The organism is Cohaesibacter haloalkalitolerans, assembly GCF_003574655.1.
GTDB lineage: Bacteria > Pseudomonadota > Alphaproteobacteria > Rhizobiales > Cohaesibacteraceae > Cohaesibacter > Cohaesibacter haloalkalitolerans.
Window position 1 is genome coordinate 483377 of sequence record NZ_QNUM01000004.1, and the last position, 18883, is coordinate 502259.

Consider the following 18883-nt stretch of genomic DNA (forward strand, 5'->3'; position numbering starts at 1 on the left):
GATGCGCTTTGAGTTGTTGCCGTGCGTTGTTCCGATTACCCTTGACCCCATTCAGCCGGCCCTCTTGAGACAACACAGGAAATCCGGTCAAAAGGAGCTGACACCATGAAATACCAACTGATGAAACTGGCAGGCGCCCTGCTGTTTTCCATCTGGACTGGCGCTGCGTCGGCCGCCATTCTGCCCGAATGCGATGGCGCCGGCGTGCTCTCGCGCGTTGCCACCAAGCTGTCGATCGCGGAAGCCAACGTCGTCAAATCCGGCGATCCGGTCGTTTCCATCGACCGCATCCGCCATGCTCGAACCCAGGAGATGAGCGAGCCCTTTTTCGCCCGTCGCTATTGTCGCGCCACCGGCTATACCGACCTTGGACACAAGACAACGATCTACTATCTGATCGAGGCCAAGGCAGGCTTCGCAGGCTACGGCTACAACGTCGAAGCCTGCATTCTGGGCCGTGACCCGTGGCGCATCTATGGCGCCTATTGCCGTTCCTTGCGCTAGCATCAGGCAGGCAGCATGAACACCCCGATGGCCCGCGCCATTGCTGCGGGCCAAATGGGATGATAGCCAGCGCGACGCAGATCGCCGGATTAATGTGTGCTATTGCTTGAAGGCCGTTTCGGCAAAAGCCGGAACGGCCTTTTCAAATGCGACCAGCCAAAGGCCAAGCTGCGGATAGTTTGCCCGCCAGTCCTGATCGGGGAAACGGAGATCACGATAGCTCAATGCGCAGGCAAGAGCGATCTGCCCCACATCCGGTTCCCCCTGCAATTGCGGCACCATGGCCTCCAGCGCACCAAATGCCCTGTCCACCTTTGCCGTCTGATGGGCCACCCATTTGGCACTGCGCTGCGCTTCCAGACGAAACCGCTGCTCGGCAACCAGCAGAACGCTTGCATCAAGCATGCCGTCGCACAGGGCCTGCAGGGTCAACACCTGCCTGCGGCGCGCCGGATCGGCTGGAATGAGTTTGCCACCACCGGCCATCTGGTCGAGCGTATCAACGATGACCGATGAATCGAACACGACCTCTCCCCCATCCAGAATGAGCGCCGGTATCTTGCCCAGAGGATTCTGCTGGCTCAGACTGTCGGTCGGGTCAATCAGCTTGGCCTCCTGCAGGCTGATCTGATCGAACAGCCCCAGCAGTTTGGCAGCAATGATTACCTTGCGAACAAAAGGAGATGTTGAAGATGAGCGAAGTATCATCATATATCTGGCATCCTTTGAAACTGGGATAAACATTTGAGGAAGAGGCAGGAAGGGAAATGAAAGAACGCGGCCAATAGGGAAGCGGGGCAGCCCGGGCATATGCAGCCCTGTCTCCGTGCCTGATCATGCAAAGATCTCCACACGAGGTCTTGGCCGGATCATAGAGGGACAGCAGCAAGCGTGCAAGCAGGGCAACGAGACACGGCGACAGGGCACCACACCGGAGCCCCCCGAACCGGGGCAATTATTTTCGAAGCTATCAAATATTTTTGCAAAAATAAATAAACATCAAATCTTTAAATAAAGCTGCAACATTCTTATATAGATCTGACAACTTACCACCCGGCAGGTAAGTCAGCGGCTCAATACAGAATATTAAACGGATCAAGTCCCACTCATGATGATGTATCTGTACCTCATTGGAGGTCTCGTCTTGCTCTTGGTTGCAGGCGACCTGCTTGTACGCGGAGCGATTACCCTCGCAACACGCCTGAGCATTCCTCCTTTGATCATCGGCTTGACGATCGTCTCGTTTGGTACATCAGCGCCGGAGCTTATCATCTCCCTTGATGCCGCATTCAAGGGACTTGGCGGCATCTCGATCGGGAACGTGGTTGGCTCCAACATCACCAACGTCCTGCTTGTCCTTGGCCTGCCCGCGCTTATCCGCCCCACCCAGTGCAGTGAAAGCGGTACGCGCTCAAGCACCGTTTTCATGATCGCGGTTTCCATTGTCTTCTCTGCCCTTTGCCTGCAGGGCGTTCTTGACCTTTCTTCCGGCATCGTGCTTCTGGCGTTGCTGACCTTCTTTCTTACCTGGACGGTCTGGACGTCACGCAAACAACGCGGCGAGCCGTGCGATCTGGTTGACGAGGAGCTCCTTGAAGAAGCCCCGTCAAATCTCGGCGTCGCCATCCTGTTCATCGTCATCGGCCTGATCGGGCTGCCGCTCGGCGGACATCTCACCATTGAGGGCGCCACTGGCATCGCCCGCACCTGGGGGGTCTCCGAAGCAGTCATCGGTCTCACCGTGGTCGCCCTTGGTACCTCGTTGCCAGAGCTGGCAACGACCCTCGTTGCTGCGATCCGCAATCAGGGTGCCATGGCCTTCGGCAACGTCATCGGTTCGAACATCTTCAACATCCTCGCCATCATGGGCCTGACGTCGACCATCATCCCCATCCATGTGCCGGAACGTGTGATCGGCATGGACCTCTTGGTGATGGTGGCAACCGCATTGCTGATGCTGTTATTCACCGTCTTCAGGATGCCCCTGACACGAACGCGCGGCGCCATCATGGTTGCCGCCTACGCAGGCTATGTCGCCCTCGCCTTTGCCAGCCACTGACCACATTTGCGGGCAGCAGCTCACAAGACCTGCGCCCGGAGAATTGACTTTTCGTTCCGAGTCATAGCCTGTAGACTGCCCGAGCAGATCATGGAACGCCCCTTCAGAGACAATGAGCGACGAGACCATCACTTCCCAGACCGATACTCCGGATGCCCCGCTTCTGGAAGCGGAGCAAGCCGACCAGATGGCCGACGAGGCACTGACGTCAGAGGATTCTCTTGTGCCTGAAGGGCCGCAGACGGCTGGCGAACCGGAGAAACGGCGCACGGGCTTTGACATCATCGCCGATTTCGTGCGCCGCTTGCCGGGTAGCCCCGGTGTCTATCGCATGCTCAATGCCAACGGCGATGTGCTCTATGTCGGCAAGGCCAAGAATCTCAAGAAGCGCGTCACCAACTATTCCCGCCTCGGCAACCAGACCAACCGCATCCTGCGCATGATCCAGCTGACGGCCAGCATGGAGTTCGTCACCACGGCGACGGAGACCGAGGCCCTGCTGCTGGAAGCAAACCTGATCAAGCGTCTCAGACCCCGCTTCAACGTTCTGCTGCGCGACGACAAGAGCTTCCCCTACATCCTCATCGGTGAGGATCATGAAGCGCCGCAAATCGCCAAGCATCGCGGCGCTCGCAAGCGCAAGGCCAAATATTACGGCCCGTTTGCCTCGGCCAGCGCGGTGAATGACACCATCAATGCACTGCAAAAGGCCTTCCTGTTGCGGACTTGCACCGACTCCGTCTATGAGAGCCGCACCAGACCCTGCCTGCTGCACCAGATCAAGCGCTGCGCCGCGCCCTGCACAGGGGAAATTTCGCCCGAAGGCTATGCCGAACTGGTCAAGGAAGCCCACCTGTTCCTGACCGGCAAGAGCCAGACCGTGCGCAAGGAAATCTCCGAGCGCATGCAGGAAGCCTCCGAACAGCTCGATTTCGAGCGCGCCGCCATCTATCGCGACAGGCTCGCCGCGCTCAGTCACATCCAGTCCCATCAGGGCATCAATCCGCAGAACACCGAAGAAGCGGACGTCTTCGCCTGCTATCAGGACGGCGGTCAGACCTGCATTCAGGTCTTCTTCTTCCGCACCGGGCAGAACTGGGGCAACCGCGCCTATTTCCCCAAGGCCGACAAGACACAGGACGAGGTCGAAGTGCTCAGTGCCTTCGTCGCCCAGTTCTATGACAACAAGCCCTGCCCGCGTCTCGTGTTGCTCTCGCATGCCATTGAGGAACAGGATCTCGTGGCCGAAGCGCTGACCAGCAAATCCGAGCAGAAGGTTTCTATTCTGGTGCCGCAGCGGGGCGAAAAGAAGGAGCTGGTCGATCACGCTCTGGCCAATGCCCGCGAAGCCCTGGGGCGCCGCCTTGCCGAAACATCCAGCCAGACCCGCCTGCTCGACGGGGTGGCCGAGGTATTCGACCTGCCAGCCCGCCCCAATCGCATCGAAGTCTATGACAACAGCCACATTCAGGGCACCAATGCCGTTGGTGGCATGATCGTGGCCGGGCCGGAAGGCTTCATGAAGAACCAGTATCGCAAGTTCAACATCAAGTCGACAGACATCACCCCCGGCGATGATTTCGGCATGATGCGCGAAGTGTTGCAGCGCCGCTTCTCCCGCCTGCTCAAGGAAAACGGCCCGAGGCCGTCGGCCAGCGAAGCGGAAGAAAAGAGCAATGTGAGCAAGAACGGCCACATGCCCGACCCGGCCTGGCCCGACCTGTTGCTGATAGACGGTGGTCTTGGCCAGTTGAATGCCGTTCGCGAAATCCTTGCCGATCTCGGCATCCACGATCTGCCGATGGTTGGTGTTGCCAAGGGGCCGGACCGGGATGCAGGTCGCGAGCATTTCTTCGTGCCCGGCAAGGAAAGCTTCATGCTACCCTTGCGCGATCCGGTGCTCTATTTCATCCAACGCCTGCGTGACGAGGCCCACCGCTTTGCCATCGGCACCCACAGGGCCCGGCGGTCAAAGGCCATTTCCCAGACCGGGCTTGAGGATATTCCAGGCATCGGACCGGCCCGCAAACGCGCCCTGTTGCATCATTTCGGCACGGCAAAGGCCGTCCGCAGCGCCGCCCTCTCCGACCTGCTGGCCGTTGATGGCATATCCGAACAGATGGCCAATTCGATCCACGCCTATTTCCACGATGATGACGGCTGATTTGCCATCCGACCGGTTAGCCGCATTGACGAGAATGCACTGGACGTGCTTTGAAGGGGCGTGATAGTTTCCACCAACCCAGTCCCAGAAGAGAGCTGCCCGCCATGACCGGCTCAAAAACCTTCAATATTCCAAACATTCTGACCATTGCCCGCATCGTTGCTGTTCCGGCGATTGTCGTGTGCATGCTTTGGCCAACCCATGACTGGGCTCGCTGGACAGCTCTGGCGCTTTTCAGCGCGGCGGCAATCACCGATTTTTTCGATGGCTATCTGGCCCGTCGCTGGAACCTTCAGTCCGCCCTTGGCCGCATGCTCGACCCGATCGCCGACAAGCTGCTGGTCTCGGTCAGCATCCTGATGCTCACCAATGACCATACCCTGTCCTCGTTCCATATCTGGGCTGGCGTGATCATCCTCTGCCGTGAGATCCTCGTCTCGGGCCTGCGCGAGTTCCTTGCAGGCCTTCAGGTCAGCGTACCCGTGACCCGGCTGGCGAAGTGGAAAACAACCGCCCAGCTGGTTGCCATCGGCTTTCTGCTGGCTGGCCCTGCGGGCGACAAGGTCTGGCCGTTTGTATCCGATCTCGGATTGACGCTGCTCTGGATTTCTGCACTGCTGACCCTCTATACCGGGTATGACTATTTCCGGGCAGGCTTGCAATATCTCCTCGAAGACTGATAGTTTACGAGGGCAATCGCGACCATCCGCCCGGCGGTCGCCAGCGATCGCCACTCACACCGCGCATCGGGAGGTCCATCATGAAACTTGTCTATTTCGCCTGGCTAAGAGAGCATATCGGCCTGGATGAAGAGCGGATCGATCTGCCCGCCAGCGTCAAGAATGTCCGCGACCTCATCAACTGGCAGCAGTCCCGTGGTGAAGGCTATGCCCGTGCCTTTGCCGACCCGGAAACCGTGCGTGTGGCACTGGACCAGTTCCACGCCGAGCATGACGAAGCCGTCGGCACCGCCGAGGAAATCGCCTTCTTCCCGCCAATGACCGGCGGTTGAGACCAAAGCATCCCGACCATCCAGCCCTCACACCCTACTCAGGACCCGCCCACCCTACTTAGGACCCGCCATGACTGTTTCGCTGCAACGTGAGGATTTCGACATCTCGGCAGAAATCGATCGTCTGGTCGACGGGCGCACCTCGGTTGGGGCTGCGGTTACCTTCACCGGGCTTGTCCGTGACATGGTGCATGACCAGCGCATTCTGGACATGACACTTGAGCACTATCCGGCGATGGCACAAAACGAGCTTGAGCGCATCGAACAGCAGGCCCGCAGCCGCTGGCCTGCCCTCACCGGCACTCGCATCATCCATCGTTTCGGAACCTTGATGCCCGGCGACCGGATCGTTCTGGTGATCACCCTGTCCTCCCACCGTCAGGTCGCCTTCGAAGCGGCCGAATTCATCATGGACTTCCTCAAAAGCCGCGCCCCCTTCTGGAAGAAGGAACGCACCGAGCAAGGCGAAGCCAGCTGGGTTGCTGCAAAAGATGAAGACGACAAAGCCCGCCTGCGCTGGCAATAGCCGGAACAAAGAACAGGTCGAGATCGTCTCGTGCGTCAAGCCTACACAGCCCGCGCTCGCCCCATCGCGCAAGTGACGGCTCTGCGAACGAAGGGAACATTGGGCGATGAAAGTCTTGTATGGCGGGCATGCAAGACTGGCCTGAAGCAGGAATATCCTGCAGGTGCGAACCCTGATGCCCCCAGCGAAAGCAAACTTTGAATAGGCTTATTGGCGCATAGTTATAAGAAGTACCTATTCGGACCGAATTGCCTCATTTGAATAGTTCGGAATAGCTGTTAATTATAGTCGGCTTTTATTCCATCCTGATTGTGGTTTCAGGCGTACCAAAAAGGGAAATCAGGTCATGATCAGGTTTGCGATTTTCTTCCTCAAAATCACCTTTTTTGTTCCGCTGTTTTGTCTCCTTTTTGGGTATCTGCTAAGTGTCGCTTGGCCGTACATGTACACAGAGTCCGAGCAAGATACTTGCAGCTTTGGAACGGTGAGTAACGAGAAATATCGCGAATATTTATCAGAAATGAAATGGCGAGCTTTATGGGAATGGCCTCCATTGTCTGAAGAAGTTGATGTTTACGCTGGTCAAATTCCTCGTAAGGGTTCTTTGATCTATCGGCTTAATAGTGCCCTCCAGGAAGCCGAAGGGTTTTATGAACAGCTCGCAATTGCTCATGCAGTCATGCGAGCATCTGGCATGCGCTTAAGAGAAAGAAAGCCCCTTGTAAACGGCAAGTACTCAAGAGATTGGATGCTAAAACCTTATTACGAAGAGGGATATGCTTTCTACAAGCTCGCATATTCATATGAATTTACAACACTCAGCGACGCCCTATTCCCACTGCGTATGTTTAAATTTGATCAGAAGTCTTTCATTGCCTTTCTTGGATCAGAAGCACGCATAAAAAGCGGTCCAGGTCGGACGGCCAATGGATTAATTGAGGTGACAGTAGGGGACAAAGACCTATTTATGAACGGCCCGCCTCCTGGTGAGTCCTACTTTCCCTTGTTTCCAACATTTACCGATTATGAAAACGCTTATCAGCGCTGCCCAACTGTTCCCAGCGAAGCATGGGTAGAGGCTTATGAGCGCGCGCTTGAACCCATGGCCAACAAGAACGCATCTCGATGAGTATTTTCTGCGAGACAGCATAGAAAGGCAGTGCCGACGAAGTTTGCAATCTAACTAGGCGGTGTCCTATACAAATGTCCGCATCCGAGCAATACACAGCTGCAGCTCATCAAAACTCGCATGATGGTGGTGTATCGCGACTTCCGGCAGCCCCTTATTGCGACTGCCAATGTTCTTTCATTTTGAAGGTCTCGAAAGGGCTCAATCCAGACCAACAGCAGCCAACCAACCGCCCCCCGGCAAAAAGAAAGCGCCGCATGTTTGTGCATGCGGCGCTTGCCCGTCTTGGAAGGTGATTGTTATTACTCTGCTGCAACGGCCTTTGGCGAGACTTCGTCGGTGTAGTCATGCATCAGGCGTTCGGTCAGTGCGCCGGGCTTGAAGGTATACTGGCTGATCGAGGCAACTGGCGTGATTTCAGCTGCGGTACCGGTCAGGAAGCATTCTTCCATGTCGGCCATTTCCTCTGGCAGGATCTTGCGTTCCTGAACCTCGATGCCGCGACGTTTTGCCAGCTCGATAACGGTCTGGCGGGTGATGCCATCAAGGAAGCTGTCCGGACGCGGCGTGTGGATGACGCCGTCCTTGATGAAGAAGACGTTGGCGCCGGTTGCTTCGGCAACATAGCCTTCATGATCGAGCATGATGGCGTCGGTGAAGCCCTTGTCGTTGGCGGCATGCTTGGACAGCGTGCAGATCATGTAGAGACCGGCAGCCTTGGCCTTGCACGGGATGGTGCGCGGATCCGGACGACGCCAGTCGGCGATCATCAGGTGCAGGCCTTTCATGCGCTCTTCCAGAGAGAAGTAGGAAGGCCATTCCCATGCAGCAACAGCAACATGGATCTTGCAGTCATGCGCACCGATACCCATGGATTCAGCGCCGCGCCATGCGACCGGACGCAGATACCCGTCGGTGAGATTGTTCTTGACCAGAACGTCCTTCTGGATCTGCATCAGCTCTTCGCGGGTATAAGGCAGGTCGAAACCGAGAGCCTTGGCCGAAGCGATCAGGCGGTCGGTGTGTTCCTTGAGCTTGAAAATCTCGCCACCATAAGCGCGCACACCTTCAAACACGGTGGAACCGTAATGCAGACCATGGCTGAGAACGTGAACTTTCGCGTTCTTCCAGTCGACATATTCACCGTTATACCAGATACTTCCTTCGCGCTGATCAAATGCTAAATCGGCCATCGTTTCACTCCTGACAATTCCGTCGGTTCTTCGCCGATGGATAACTCCAACCCGGTTTCGAAATTGAAAATTCCTCTTGCACCCAGGCCAGTTCCATTTCATTCATTCCGCCGAAAGATTGAAATGAGATGATTTTTCATCAAACTTTGAACAATCATTTCGCGGATCATGTTCAATGTGTAACAAACGAAATAAATTAAGTCAACAATGCTGACATATATTGCGCACCGCCAGATAACAGATGACAAAACGGTTTTGACCATATATTGAGGGATAGTGAGAAGAATTTTCTCATTGAGCCCGGCGACGCCGAACCAATAATCGCCAGCCAACAGCGAGAAGAGAAAAATAAAAAATGACGAGAAAAGAGGTGGACAGCCCGGATGCAATCACTTTTCCCATGTCGGAAGAGGATGGCATCTCATTTGAGCTGATCGAATTGCTGTTTTTCGCCTACCGGGATTTCGTCGCCGACCCGGACACAATGCTCGCTTCCCTGTCTTACGGGCGCGCCCACCACCGGGTGCTGCATTTTGTCAACCGCAGGCCCGGCATCACGGTCGCCAACCTGCTCGACATACTGGCGATCACCAAGCAGAGTCTGGCGCGCGTTCTCAAGCAACTCATCGAAGACGGCTTCATCACGCAGCAACAGGGCGACTCGGACCGCCGCCAGCGCATGCTCTATCCGACAGTCAAGGGCCGCGAGCTGGCGCTGGAAATCTCAAAATGTCAGGCCCGCCGCATCGAGGAAGCACTTCAGACTTTGCCTCCGGAGACAAAGCAGGCTAGTAAGGCTTTTCTATATGCCATGATTGAGCCGCAAGGCCGCCCTATCGTGCGAAGCCTCAACCATGGACTGGAAGCCCTGAATGTGATCGAGCCGGCCCCGTCAAGCCGACGCAAGTGAGAGACAAAACACCATGACAAGCGCCGCCCAACCGCTGCCGGACAATGCGCAACATCTGCTGGTGATCGACGACGACAGCCGCATCCGCAGCCTCCTTCAGCGTTATCTGTCAAAAAACGGCTTTCGAGTCACCACGGCGCAGAATGCTCAGGAGGCACGCAACACCATTTCCGGCCTCACCTTCGATCTGCTCATTCTGGACGTCATGATGCCGGGCGAGAGCGGCATGGAGCTGGCCGCCGACCTGTGCAAGACCAATCCTGTCCCAATCCTGATGCTGACAGCCCGAGCCGAAGCGGAAAGCCGCATTCAGGGGCTGGAGATCGGCGTTGCCGACTATGTCTCCAAGCCCTTCGAGCCGCGAGAATTGCTGCTGCGCATCCGCAATATCCTCAAGCGCAACGAGAGCCTGCCCCAAAGCCCGATCGACGAGGTCACCTTCGGCCCCTTCCGCTTCAAGCTCGAACGTCAGGAGCTGCTGTGCGGCGAAGACGTCATCCGCCTCACCGACCGCGAGCGCGAGCTTCTGTGCCTGTTTGCCGCCCAGCCTGGTGCAACGGTAACGCGCCTCGCCCTCGCCGGGGAAGACGGCACCGGTGAACGCACAGTCGATGTCCAGATCAACCGCCTGCGACGCAAGATCGAACCCGACCCCTCCAATCCCATCTACCTGCAAACCATCCGCGGCATCGGCTATCGCCTGCTGACGGATTGAGCTACAAGCGCAAGGTGGATGAGCGATAAAACGAGCAGATGAAAGCCAAGGGCCAGCAAGCAATGAACGAGGGGCAACAGCCGCAGGAGCGATCGGACGAGCCGGAGCTTCAGGATGCGCAGGATGAACCGCTAAATCAGGATGGTCGGGAGAAACCGATCTGGTTGCGTGTGATCCTGCAGATCATCCTGCCGTTCAAGCTGCTCTATGCAGGCTATCGCAAGGGTGCCCGCCTTCTGGCGCGCACCATGCCCAAGGGGCTGTTCGCCCGCTCGCTGATCATCATCGTCGCCCCGATGGTCATCCTGCAGTCGGTGCTGGCCTTCGTCTTCATGGAGCGCCACTGGCAGACGGTAACAGACCGGCTCTCGGCCGCCGTCACGCAGGACATCGCCGCCATCATTGCCATTCTGGAAACCTACCCGCAGGATGAAGACTATAGCAAACTGATCAAGCTGGCGCAGGACAAGCTTAGCCTCAACATCTCGGTGCTGCCCGATACGCCCCTGCCGCCGCCGGGGCCGAAGCCCTTCTTCAACCTGCTCGACCATGCCCTCTCCCAGCATATCACCACCCAGATCGGCAAGCCCTTCTGGATCGACACGGTGGGCCGGTCGAATATCATCGAAATCCGCATAAAGCTGGACAACAAGGTCCTGCGCGTCTTTACCCGCCGGTCCCAGGCCTATGCCTCCAATTCCCATATCTTTCTGGTCTGGATGGCAGGCACATCGCTCGTCCTGCTGATCGTCGCCATCCTCTTCCTGCGCAATCAGATCCGCCCGATCCAGCGATTGGCAAGAGCCGCCGAACGGTTCGGCAAGGGGCAGGAAGCAAGCAATTTCCGCCCGTCCGGTGCCCGCGAAGTGCGGCAGGCCGCCCATGCCTTTCTTGAGATGAAACGCCGCATCGAGCGTCAGATTGAACAGCGCACCATCATGCTGGCCGGTGTCAGCCATGATCTGCGCACAATCCTCACTCGCTTCAAACTGCAACTGGCCATTCTGGATGACAGTCCGGAAGTGACGGAAATGCAGCGGGATGTCGATGAAATGCAGATGATGCTGGAAGACTATCTGGCTTTTGCCCGTGGCTCGGCTTCGGAAAAGGCTGAGATGGTCGAGATCCCGCAGTTGCTCGATGAATTGAAGTTCGATGTCGAACGGTCCGGCCATGCCCTGACCATCGAACACACGGGCGGCAGGAATGTCGAAATCCGCCCGCAGACCATCAAGCGCTGCCTGCACAACCTGCTCAGCAACGCCACCCGCTACGCCAATACGGTGCAGCTGTCATCTGAACGACTCGGCAACTGGTGGCTGGTGCAGATCGATGACAATGGACCGGGCATCCCCGAGGAAGAACTGGAGACGGTCTTCCGTCCCTTCTACCGACTTGATACCGCCCGCAACCAGAACACCCCGAACACCGGTCTGGGGCTGGCGATTGCCCGCGACATTGCGCGGGCCCATGGCGGAGACCTCAAGCTCAGCCGAAGCCCGCTTGGCGGCTTGAGAGCAACATTACGCCTCCCGACCTGAGGCTGAGACCTCTGTCAAAGCGACGACCTCTCAGCAGAGGCGCGAACCATTGGGCAAAGGCTTGTCAACGCCTGCCAGTACGATGGCGCCATTCTCGTCTTCATAGCCAAGGGTCAGAACCTCGGACATGAACGGGCCAATCTGTCGGGGAGGAAAATTCACAACGCCCATCACCTTGCGCCCAATCAGTTCTTCAGGCGTGTAATGGACGGTAATCTGGGCGGAACTCTTCTTGATGCCGATCTCATCGCCAAAGTCGATCTTCATCTTGTAGGCAGGTTTGCGTGCCTGGGCAAACACCTCTGCCTCGATGACCGTACCAACCCGGATATCGACTTTCATGAAATCATCAAATGCAATTTCGGCAGCTTTCTTCGTCATCATCAATCCTTTTTTCAAGAAGGAGCATGATCGGAGACGAAGCAAGCAAGATCAAGACGGCATCGGAGCCATGGAACCATCATCCACAGACGGCCCCTCGCTGACAACGGCGCTGTCCGGAGCAGTTTTGTCTGATCCCTTGCCGCGGCCTCTGGCCGAGCGGCAGCGTTTGCCGATTCGCGGCAGGATGCAAGCAATCTTCTCGGCCCGGCGCAGTGCCGTCTCGCCCCGTTTGAGGAATTTGTCGAGCGTCGCCATTGTCTTGGCAAGGTCGGCGCTGTCGTCTTCCATCCACACGGTGAAGGCTCTGGCATAGGCCAAAAGGGCGCCCTTGCTGCGCGCCATGCCGGAGAAGCCAGCAGGCGAAATCCGCGAGATATCGAGGAACCATTCCCCGGTCAGGCGAGACAGCGCAAGCAGATGCAAGGTCAGCATCGGATCATACCGCGCTGCCTTGTTGAGCGCCAGAATGAGCTCCCGGTGACCCTGCATGGCGTCAAAACGCGCCATGATGACGTCGAACAACCGTTCACGGGCCGGTTCCTCGCCCATATCCGGATCAAAGGCTTCCAGCATGGCGGTATCGATGCGCCGAACGAGATCGCTGACATAGGCAAAGCGGTCGCGATATTCCAGAAAAGCCAACTTGATATCGATATTGGCCCTTGTCGCAATTTCTGCGCAGGAAACGCTGCGCCAGCCCTCGGCGATCACCGTCTGAGAAAACTGGTCAAACAGCCGCTGTCTGATTTCCGGATTGTGATCCATGCTCTTCTCCCTCCGATTAGCCCAAAACCTGATTGCTCTCAGTTCTACGTCGCAAGCAGTGTCGAAGATCAACCCGAAGGCAAAAAGCGCTTCCGCGCCCTGACTGATTGCCGATCGAATGCACAATCTGCCGACACAATTATTATACCATATCTTGCAAATGTGGCTCAAAAAGGAAAATTTCAAGCATGTTCAACAAGCCGTGACTTGAGCTTCCCCTGCGCACTTCTACAGCGATCAACGCCACAGACGCACACAGGGGAGAGATATGGCTATTTCGACAGCTCGATGGAGCGGTCGCGCGCGGCAACGGTTGCCTTTGCCATCAGCTCGCCAAGCCCGCCCTCTTCGGCCATCAGCACGGCAAGGGCCGCCGCAGTGGTGCCTGCTGGCGAAGTGACATTCTCCCTCAGGGTCGAAGCGGGAAGCGGCGACTGGTTGAGCAGTTCCCCTGCCCCGACAATGGTCTGGCGGGCCAGAAGACTGGCAGCTTCCGCATCAAGGCCCAGCGCTTCACCGGCCTTGGCCAGCGCTTCCACCATATAGAAGACATAAGCCGGACCGGAACCGGAAACAGCGGTAACTGCATCTATCAGCGCTTCCGAACCGACCCATGTGAACTTGCCCGTAGAAGACAGCAGCGTAGCGATGGTTCCGAGCACGTCGGCATCGATGCCTTCGCACGCGAAGGCGGCAATCATCCCGCGGCCAACCTGCGCCGGTGTGTTCGGCATGGCCCGGACAACATGCAGGTCGGCACCGAGGTAGGAACGGAAGGTGGCGATCGGTGTACCGGCTGCAATCGACACCAGTACGGTCTTTTCACCAACGAGACCGACGAGACCGGGCAACACCTTGTCCATCATCTGCGGCTTGACGGCGATGACCAGAATATCTGCCTTGGCCACACCTTCAGGCGAGGTCAGGAAGGAAAAACCGGTCTTGTTCGCCAGCTCTTTCATGTCGTCGGGCTGGCCCGGATCAATTACCGTCACATTTTTGGGGTCCAGCCCCATACCCAGCCAGCCGGTCAGCATCGCGCCACCCATCTTGCCAGCCCCGACCAGGACCAAGGACAAATCACTCTTATTCATTGTGTCTATTCCATCAAATACATAGTCGAGCCTGACCGCACAGGCCCCTCATTGCTCCTGAGTGCCACAGGTGGCCGACATTTTCAAACCTTCTGTTGCCAAAAGCAGGGCACAAACAAAGAAAGCCTGCCGATTCATCGGCAGGCTTTCCCAACGATCCGAAAAATTCGCAAGCCTGTCACCCGCGATAGCTCAGTGTTGCTCACGGTTGCTCGGGCGAGCCTATTCGATATCATCAGCCCCGTCGATGGAAGCGAGATCATCCAGCACACCGAGCTTTTCTTCCAGAACGGCAATGCGAGCGGACAATCGGTCATTCTCATCACGAGCGGCCACAGCCATTGCCTTGACCGCCTCGAACTCGTCGCGGGTCACCAGATCCATATCGCCCATGAAGCGTTCGAGCTGGGCACGAATCGCGGTCTCCGCCTCGTCGCGCACCCCTTGGGCGACACCAGCGGCATCATTCATCAATTTGGCGAATTCATCAAAAATCCGATTGTTCGTCTGTGTCATACCACTTTTCCTCGCTAGACGCGGCAATCCCCACCTGGTGCGGAGTTGCAACCTTCCTGCCTTAGATCTGTCTTAACTCCAGATATAATGCCCTTCGCCCATTTCACAATGAATATTTGCAGTTTCCCTTGACAGGCAGTCGATAAACCAACAAATCGGGACTGAGAGATCAAGTCGTAAAGGTAGCACAGTGACATTTCTGGCCATTCCCTTCCCCATGATAGACCCTGTGCTGCTTTCCCTCGGGCCAGTGCAGATCCACTGGTACGCCATCGCCTACATCGTCGGCATCCTGCTGGCATGGGTCTACACCAAGCGCCTTGCTGGCAAGGAGGCCCTGTGGCCCGGCGCTCAGAGCCCGCTGACGGCAGTCCAGCTTGATGATTTCGTCTTCTGGGCCACCATCGGCATCATTCTGGGCGGGCGCCTCGGCTATGTGCTGTTCTACAATCTGGATGCCTATCTGCAGCATCCGGCGCAGATCCTGGCGCTATGGACCGGCGGCATGTCCTTCCACGGCGGCTTTCTGGGGGTGACGGTGGCAATGATCCTGTTTGCCCGCGCCCGAAGCATTTCGCTTTTGTCGATGTTCGACCTTGTCGCAATGGCCGCGCCCATCGGCCTGTTCTTCGGCCGCATTGCCAATTTCATCAATTCCGAGCTCTGGGGCCTTCCAACCAGCCTGCCTTGGGGCGTTGTCTTTCCCAATGGCGGCCCCGAGCCACGCCACCCGAGCCAGCTTTATGAAGCCGCACTGGAAGGCCTTGTGCTATTCATCCTGTTGCGACTGCTCAGCCACACCACGGGCGCGCTGAAGAAGCCGGGCACCATCGCCGGTACCTTCGCCATTCTCTATGCCGTCTTCCGCACACTGGTCGAACTGGTGCGCGTACCCGACAGCCAGTTGGGCTATTTCAGTCTTGGCACAACCATGGGCATGTGGCTTTCGGTGCCGATGATTCTTGCTGGCCTTGCAATGATCATCCACGCTCAGGTGAAGAAGGCCGATGGTTGACCTAACCCGCCCTTCTCTTGAGGAACGCATCCGCCAGATGATTGCGGCGACCGGCCCGATGAGCCTCGCCGACTATATGAGCCTTTGTCTTGCCGATCCGCAGGACGGCTATTACACCGCCCACCGGCCAATCGGGGCCAAGGGTGATTTCATCACGGCCCCGGAAATCAGCCAGCTGTTTGGCGAACTGATCGGCATCTGGATGCGTGCCGCCTGGCAGATGTCAGGGCGCCCCACGCCCTTCCACCTTGTGGAACTGGGCCCCGGTCGTGGCACCCTGATGAACGACATGCTGCGGGTGGTCTGTCAGGATCCGGAAGCGGCGGCTGCACTGCACATCCATCTGGTCGACATCAGCCCCACGCTCAGAGCCGAGCAGGAGGCAACCATCGCAGGGTTCCAACAGACAAAGAGCTGGCATGAAACACTGGACAGCCTGCCTTCCGCACCGCTGTTCATGATCGGTAACGAGTTTTTCGACTGCCTGCCCATCCATCAGTGGGTCTTTTCCGAAGGGCGCTGGCATGAACGGGTCATCGGCCTTGACGAGCGCGGCGCCCTGACCTTCGGCATCGGACCAGTCCGCGCCCTGTCTGCTCCATCGCAAGGCAGAGAAACCCGGACCACCAACGGCCCAGTTCCTGAACCGGGGGCGATCCTTGAGCACTCCCCCGCCAGCGAAGCCATCATGGCCTTCATCGCCGGTCATCTTGGCGCTCATGGCGGCGCAGCGCTGTTCTTTGATTACGGCCATGCCGCGCCCGGTTATGGCGACACCTTTCAGGCCATGAGCCACCACGCCCACGCCGATCCGCTCCGCGCTCCGGGTAGGCAGGATCTGACGGCCCACGTCAATTTCGACGCCTTGCGCCGCACCGCCCTTGCGGAACTGGCCGAACGGCCCGCACATGGCCTCACCGTACCTGCCATCATGACACAGGGTGACTTTCTCCTTGTCATGGGCCTGTTGCAGCGCGCCGGGCAACTGGGTGCGGGACAAAGCCCGGAAATGCAGGGGCAATTGCAGGATGCCGTTGAACGCCTCGCCGGTCCAGATCACATGGGCAAGCTGTTCAAATGTCTCGCTCTGATGCCCGCAGGCCTTCCTCTGCCGCCCCATGCAACCGCATGAAGCCCTGTCCCATTTTCATGTGACAGGGTGACTCACCCGCCCCTTTTTCCTGTTGACTTCAAAGGCAAAGCCAAAGAGTCTTTGGTCAGACTTTGTGCCGAAGGCACAGAACCGGCATTGAAACGAGAGACAGCATGCGCATTCAACATCCGTCACTTCAAACACTGGACGGGATAGAGCACGGGTTCTTCACGCGCAAGGGTGGCACCTCGGAAAAGACCTACCACAGCCTCAACTGCGGCTTCGGGTCCGGCGATGACCGCGAGCAGGTGCGCAACAACCGGGCGCTGGTGGCCGAAAGGCTGGGAGTGGCGGCTCCAAGGCTGGTCACCGCCTATCAGGTGCATTCCCCGACCGCCCTGATCATCGACGCGCCCTTTGCCGAAGGGGAAGCGCCGAAAGTGGACGCCCTCGTTACGAACACCCCGAATCTCGCCGTTGCCATTCTCACCGCCGATTGTGGCCCGATCCTGTTTGCCGACAGGGAAGCTGGTGTCATTGCGGCAGCCCATGCTGGCTGGCGCGGGGCCTTTGAGGGGGTCGTCGAGGCGACGCTTGAACAAATGTGCAGCCTTGGCGCACGGCGAGAAGCCATCACGGCGGTGCTTGGCCCAACCATCTCGCGGGACAATTACGAAGTCGATCAGGGCTTCATGGATCGCTTCACTGAGCGGGATCCCGACTGGCAGCGCTTTTTCAGCGCAGGCAAAAGGGATGGACATGTGCAGTTTGATCTGCCAGCCTTCATTCTATCCAGATTGCAGGAGGGGGGCGTTGGCACTGCGATCAATCTTGACCGCTGCACCTATGGCGAAGAGGAGATGTTCTTCAGCTATCGCCGCACCACCCATCGCAATGAACCCGACTATGGCCGCCTGATTTCGGCCATAGCACTTGCTTGACCTTTTTCGTCTGCCGGGCACAAAATCAGCCAACTGAGGAGCTTCTGATGGCGCTACACTTTTCAACGGATGAATTCAAAAGCCGCAAGGCCGCACTTCTGGCGAAAATGGCGGACCGCAAGCTGGATGCCATGCTGATCTTCGCGCAGGAAACCATGTATTGGTTGACCGGCTACGACACCACGGGCTTCAACCTGTTCCAGTGTCTGGTGCTGCGCAAGGATGGCAGCACGGACCTGTTGACGCGCTCGGCCGATGTGCGTCAGGCCAAGCTGACCTCCAACATCGACGAAATTCACATCTGGGCGGACCGCAAGAAGAAGAAAGCCTCCCCCGCCGTGCAGTTGCGCGGGCTACTGGATGAGCTGGACCTGCTGGGCTGCCGTATCGGCATCGAATATGACGCCCACGGGCTGACCGGCAAGGACGCCAAGACCCTTGACGATTCCCTCAAGTCCTTTGCCGACACCGAAGACGCCTCGCGCATCATACCGCCGTTGCGCGCCATCAAGTCCGGTGCCGAAATCGCCTATGTGCGCAGGGCCGCCGAGCTTACGGACCTCGCCTTCAACGAGGCCCTGCCGCTGATCAAGGCCGGTGCGGACGAAGGCAAGATTCTGGCCACCATGCAGGGCGTCATTCTGGAGCACGGCGGCGACTATCCGGCCAATCATTTCACCATCGGCTCTGCCGAATCTGCCCTGCTGTGCCGCTACAAGACCGGGCGGCGCACGCTCGATGCCCAGGACCAGCTGACGCTGGAATGGTCCGGTGCGTTCCGCCACTATCACGCTCCGGCCATGCGTACCCTCGTCATCGGCCAGCCCTCTGCCCGTCATCAGGAACTGTTCGAGATTGCCCGAGAAGCCTTGCTGGCAGTAGAGAAGGTCATGCGACCGGGCTATGTCATTGGCGACATTTTTGACGAACACGCCCGGGTGATCGATGAAATGGGGGCCCACTCCCATCGCCTCAATGCCTGTGGCTACAGCGTCGGAGCCCGCTTTGCTCCCAACTGGATGGACTGGCCGCTGATCTATCGGGGCAATGAATTTGCCATCTGCCCGCACATGACGCTGTTTGCCCACATGATCATCATGGACAGCGAGCAGAATGTCGCCATGACACTTGGTCAGACCTATCTGACGACAGAAGCAGAGCCGGAATCACTCTCCAGCCTGCCCATTGAGCTGATCGTTCGGTAACATTTTATTCTTCTTAAAGAAGAGTTAAAACAAATCCTGTTTTATAGGAACACAACGCAACAGGAAAGCTTTTCGCGTGTCTGGTGACAGCCGCGAAAGCAACTTGTTGTCGTTTCG

The 18883-nt window shown here is 57.6% G+C and carries 20 protein-coding genes; 14 read left to right on the forward strand and 6 right to left on the reverse strand.

What is annotated here, in order from left to right; translation table 11 throughout:
• Positions 1-105: 105 nt before the first annotated feature.
• Positions 106-504, forward strand: coding sequence for a hypothetical protein (locus DSL70_RS12755; RefSeq protein WP_162916662.1), 399 nt, complete (start codon positions 106-108; stop codon positions 502-504).
• A gap of 99 nt (positions 505-603) precedes the next feature.
• On the opposite strand, the gene DSL70_RS12760 is transcribed toward DSL70_RS12755, so the two are convergent.
• Positions 604-1215, reverse strand: a complete 612-nt coding sequence (locus DSL70_RS12760; RefSeq protein ID WP_119308289.1) for a glutathione S-transferase — start codon at positions 1213-1215, stop codon at positions 604-606.
• A 433-nt stretch (positions 1216-1648) separates the two neighbouring features.
• Between DSL70_RS12760 and DSL70_RS12765 the strand changes: the two genes are divergently transcribed.
• From DSL70_RS12765 to DSL70_RS12790, 6 genes are all read left to right on the forward strand, one after another.
• Entirely contained in the window at positions 1649-2563 is a 915-nt protein-coding gene (locus DSL70_RS12765; RefSeq protein WP_205563246.1) for a calcium/sodium antiporter, read from the forward strand.
• Positions 2564-2675: 112 nt separating this feature from the next.
• Positions 2676-4727: an excinuclease ABC subunit UvrC gene (gene uvrC / locus DSL70_RS12770; protein WP_119308290.1), complete on the forward strand. Its 2052-nt coding sequence runs from the start codon at positions 2676-2678 to the stop codon at positions 4725-4727.
• 104 nt (positions 4728-4831) lie between these two features.
• Positions 4832-5407: a CDP-diacylglycerol--glycerol-3-phosphate 3-phosphatidyltransferase gene (pgsA, locus tag DSL70_RS12775; protein WP_119308291.1), complete on the forward strand. Its 576-nt coding sequence runs from the start codon at positions 4832-4834 to the stop codon at positions 5405-5407.
• An 80-nt stretch (positions 5408-5487) separates the two neighbouring features.
• A complete protein-coding gene (moaD, locus tag DSL70_RS12780; RefSeq protein WP_119308292.1) occupies positions 5488-5739 on the forward strand; it encodes a molybdopterin converting factor subunit 1 in 252 nt (83 codons plus the stop codon).
• A 70-nt stretch (positions 5740-5809) separates the two neighbouring features.
• On the forward strand, positions 5810-6265 hold the full coding sequence (locus DSL70_RS12785; protein WP_119308293.1) for a molybdenum cofactor biosynthesis protein MoaE: 456 nt from the start codon (positions 5810-5812) through the stop codon (positions 6263-6265).
• A gap of 346 nt (positions 6266-6611) precedes the next feature.
• On the forward strand, positions 6612-7394 hold the full coding sequence (locus tag DSL70_RS12790) for a hypothetical protein (RefSeq protein ID WP_119308294.1): 783 nt from the start codon (positions 6612-6614) through the stop codon (positions 7392-7394).
• Between the two features lie 302 nt (positions 7395-7696).
• Here DSL70_RS12790 and DSL70_RS12795 read toward each other — a convergent pair whose 3' ends face one another.
• Positions 7697-8587: a branched-chain amino acid aminotransferase gene (locus tag DSL70_RS12795; protein WP_119308295.1), complete on the reverse strand. Its 891-nt coding sequence runs from the start codon at positions 8585-8587 to the stop codon at positions 7697-7699.
• A 355-nt stretch (positions 8588-8942) separates the two neighbouring features.
• Here DSL70_RS12795 and DSL70_RS12800 point away from each other — a divergent pair, with 355 nt between their 5' ends.
• From DSL70_RS12800 to DSL70_RS12810, 3 genes are read left to right on the forward strand one after another with little or no spacing between them, the layout of a single operon-like run.
• The gene (locus DSL70_RS12800; RefSeq protein ID WP_119308296.1) at positions 8943-9497 is read left to right on the forward strand and encodes a MarR family winged helix-turn-helix transcriptional regulator; all 555 of its coding nucleotides are present in this window, start codon (positions 8943-8945) and stop codon (positions 9495-9497) included.
• 13 nt (positions 9498-9510) lie between these two features.
• A complete protein-coding gene (locus tag DSL70_RS12805) occupies positions 9511-10212 on the forward strand; it encodes a response regulator (protein WP_119308297.1) in 702 nt (233 codons plus the stop codon).
• Between the two features lie 38 nt (positions 10213-10250).
• Positions 10251-11753 (forward strand): ATP-binding protein, encoded by a 1503-nt coding sequence (locus DSL70_RS12810; RefSeq protein ID WP_245418204.1) that lies wholly within the window; start codon positions 10251-10253, stop codon positions 11751-11753.
• 30 nt (positions 11754-11783) lie between these two features.
• Here DSL70_RS12810 and DSL70_RS12815 read toward each other — a convergent pair whose 3' ends face one another.
• The 4 genes from DSL70_RS12815 to DSL70_RS12830 form a co-directional block, all read right to left on the reverse strand.
• The gene (locus tag DSL70_RS12815; RefSeq protein WP_119308298.1) at positions 11784-12137 is read right to left on the reverse strand and encodes a tRNA-binding protein; all 354 of its coding nucleotides are present in this window, start codon (positions 12135-12137) and stop codon (positions 11784-11786) included.
• A gap of 48 nt (positions 12138-12185) precedes the next feature.
• Entirely contained in the window at positions 12186-12902 is a 717-nt protein-coding gene (locus DSL70_RS12820; RefSeq protein ID WP_119308299.1) for a hypothetical protein, read from the reverse strand.
• Between the two features lie 272 nt (positions 12903-13174).
• On the reverse strand, positions 13175-13996 hold the full coding sequence (proC, locus tag DSL70_RS12825; RefSeq protein WP_119308300.1) for a pyrroline-5-carboxylate reductase: 822 nt from the start codon (positions 13994-13996) through the stop codon (positions 13175-13177).
• 222 nt (positions 13997-14218) lie between these two features.
• Positions 14219-14512: an accessory factor UbiK family protein gene (locus tag DSL70_RS12830; protein ID WP_119308301.1), complete on the reverse strand. Its 294-nt coding sequence runs from the start codon at positions 14510-14512 to the stop codon at positions 14219-14221.
• A 190-nt stretch (positions 14513-14702) separates the two neighbouring features.
• On the opposite strand from DSL70_RS12830, the gene lgt reads away from it, so the two are divergent.
• The 4 genes from lgt to DSL70_RS12850 all read left to right on the forward strand — a co-directional run bounded on the left by lgt (position 14703) and on the right by DSL70_RS12850 (position 18766).
• Positions 14703-15527 carry a prolipoprotein diacylglyceryl transferase gene (gene lgt, locus DSL70_RS12835; RefSeq protein ID WP_245418205.1) on the forward strand — a complete coding sequence of 275 codons (825 nt, stop codon included), beginning with the start codon at positions 14703-14705 and terminating at the stop codon, positions 15525-15527.
• Positions 15520-16659: a class I SAM-dependent methyltransferase gene (locus DSL70_RS12840; protein WP_119308302.1), complete on the forward strand. Its 1140-nt coding sequence runs from the start codon at positions 15520-15522 to the stop codon at positions 16657-16659. Before lgt ends, DSL70_RS12840 begins: the two co-directional genes overlap by 8 nt.
• A gap of 134 nt (positions 16660-16793) precedes the next feature.
• Positions 16794-17561 carry a peptidoglycan editing factor PgeF gene (gene pgeF / locus DSL70_RS12845; protein WP_119308303.1) on the forward strand — a complete coding sequence of 256 codons (768 nt, stop codon included), beginning with the start codon at positions 16794-16796 and terminating at the stop codon, positions 17559-17561.
• A gap of 47 nt (positions 17562-17608) precedes the next feature.
• Positions 17609-18766: a M24 family metallopeptidase gene (locus tag DSL70_RS12850; protein WP_119308304.1), complete on the forward strand. Its 1158-nt coding sequence runs from the start codon at positions 17609-17611 to the stop codon at positions 18764-18766.
• Positions 18767-18883 lie beyond the last annotated feature (117 nt).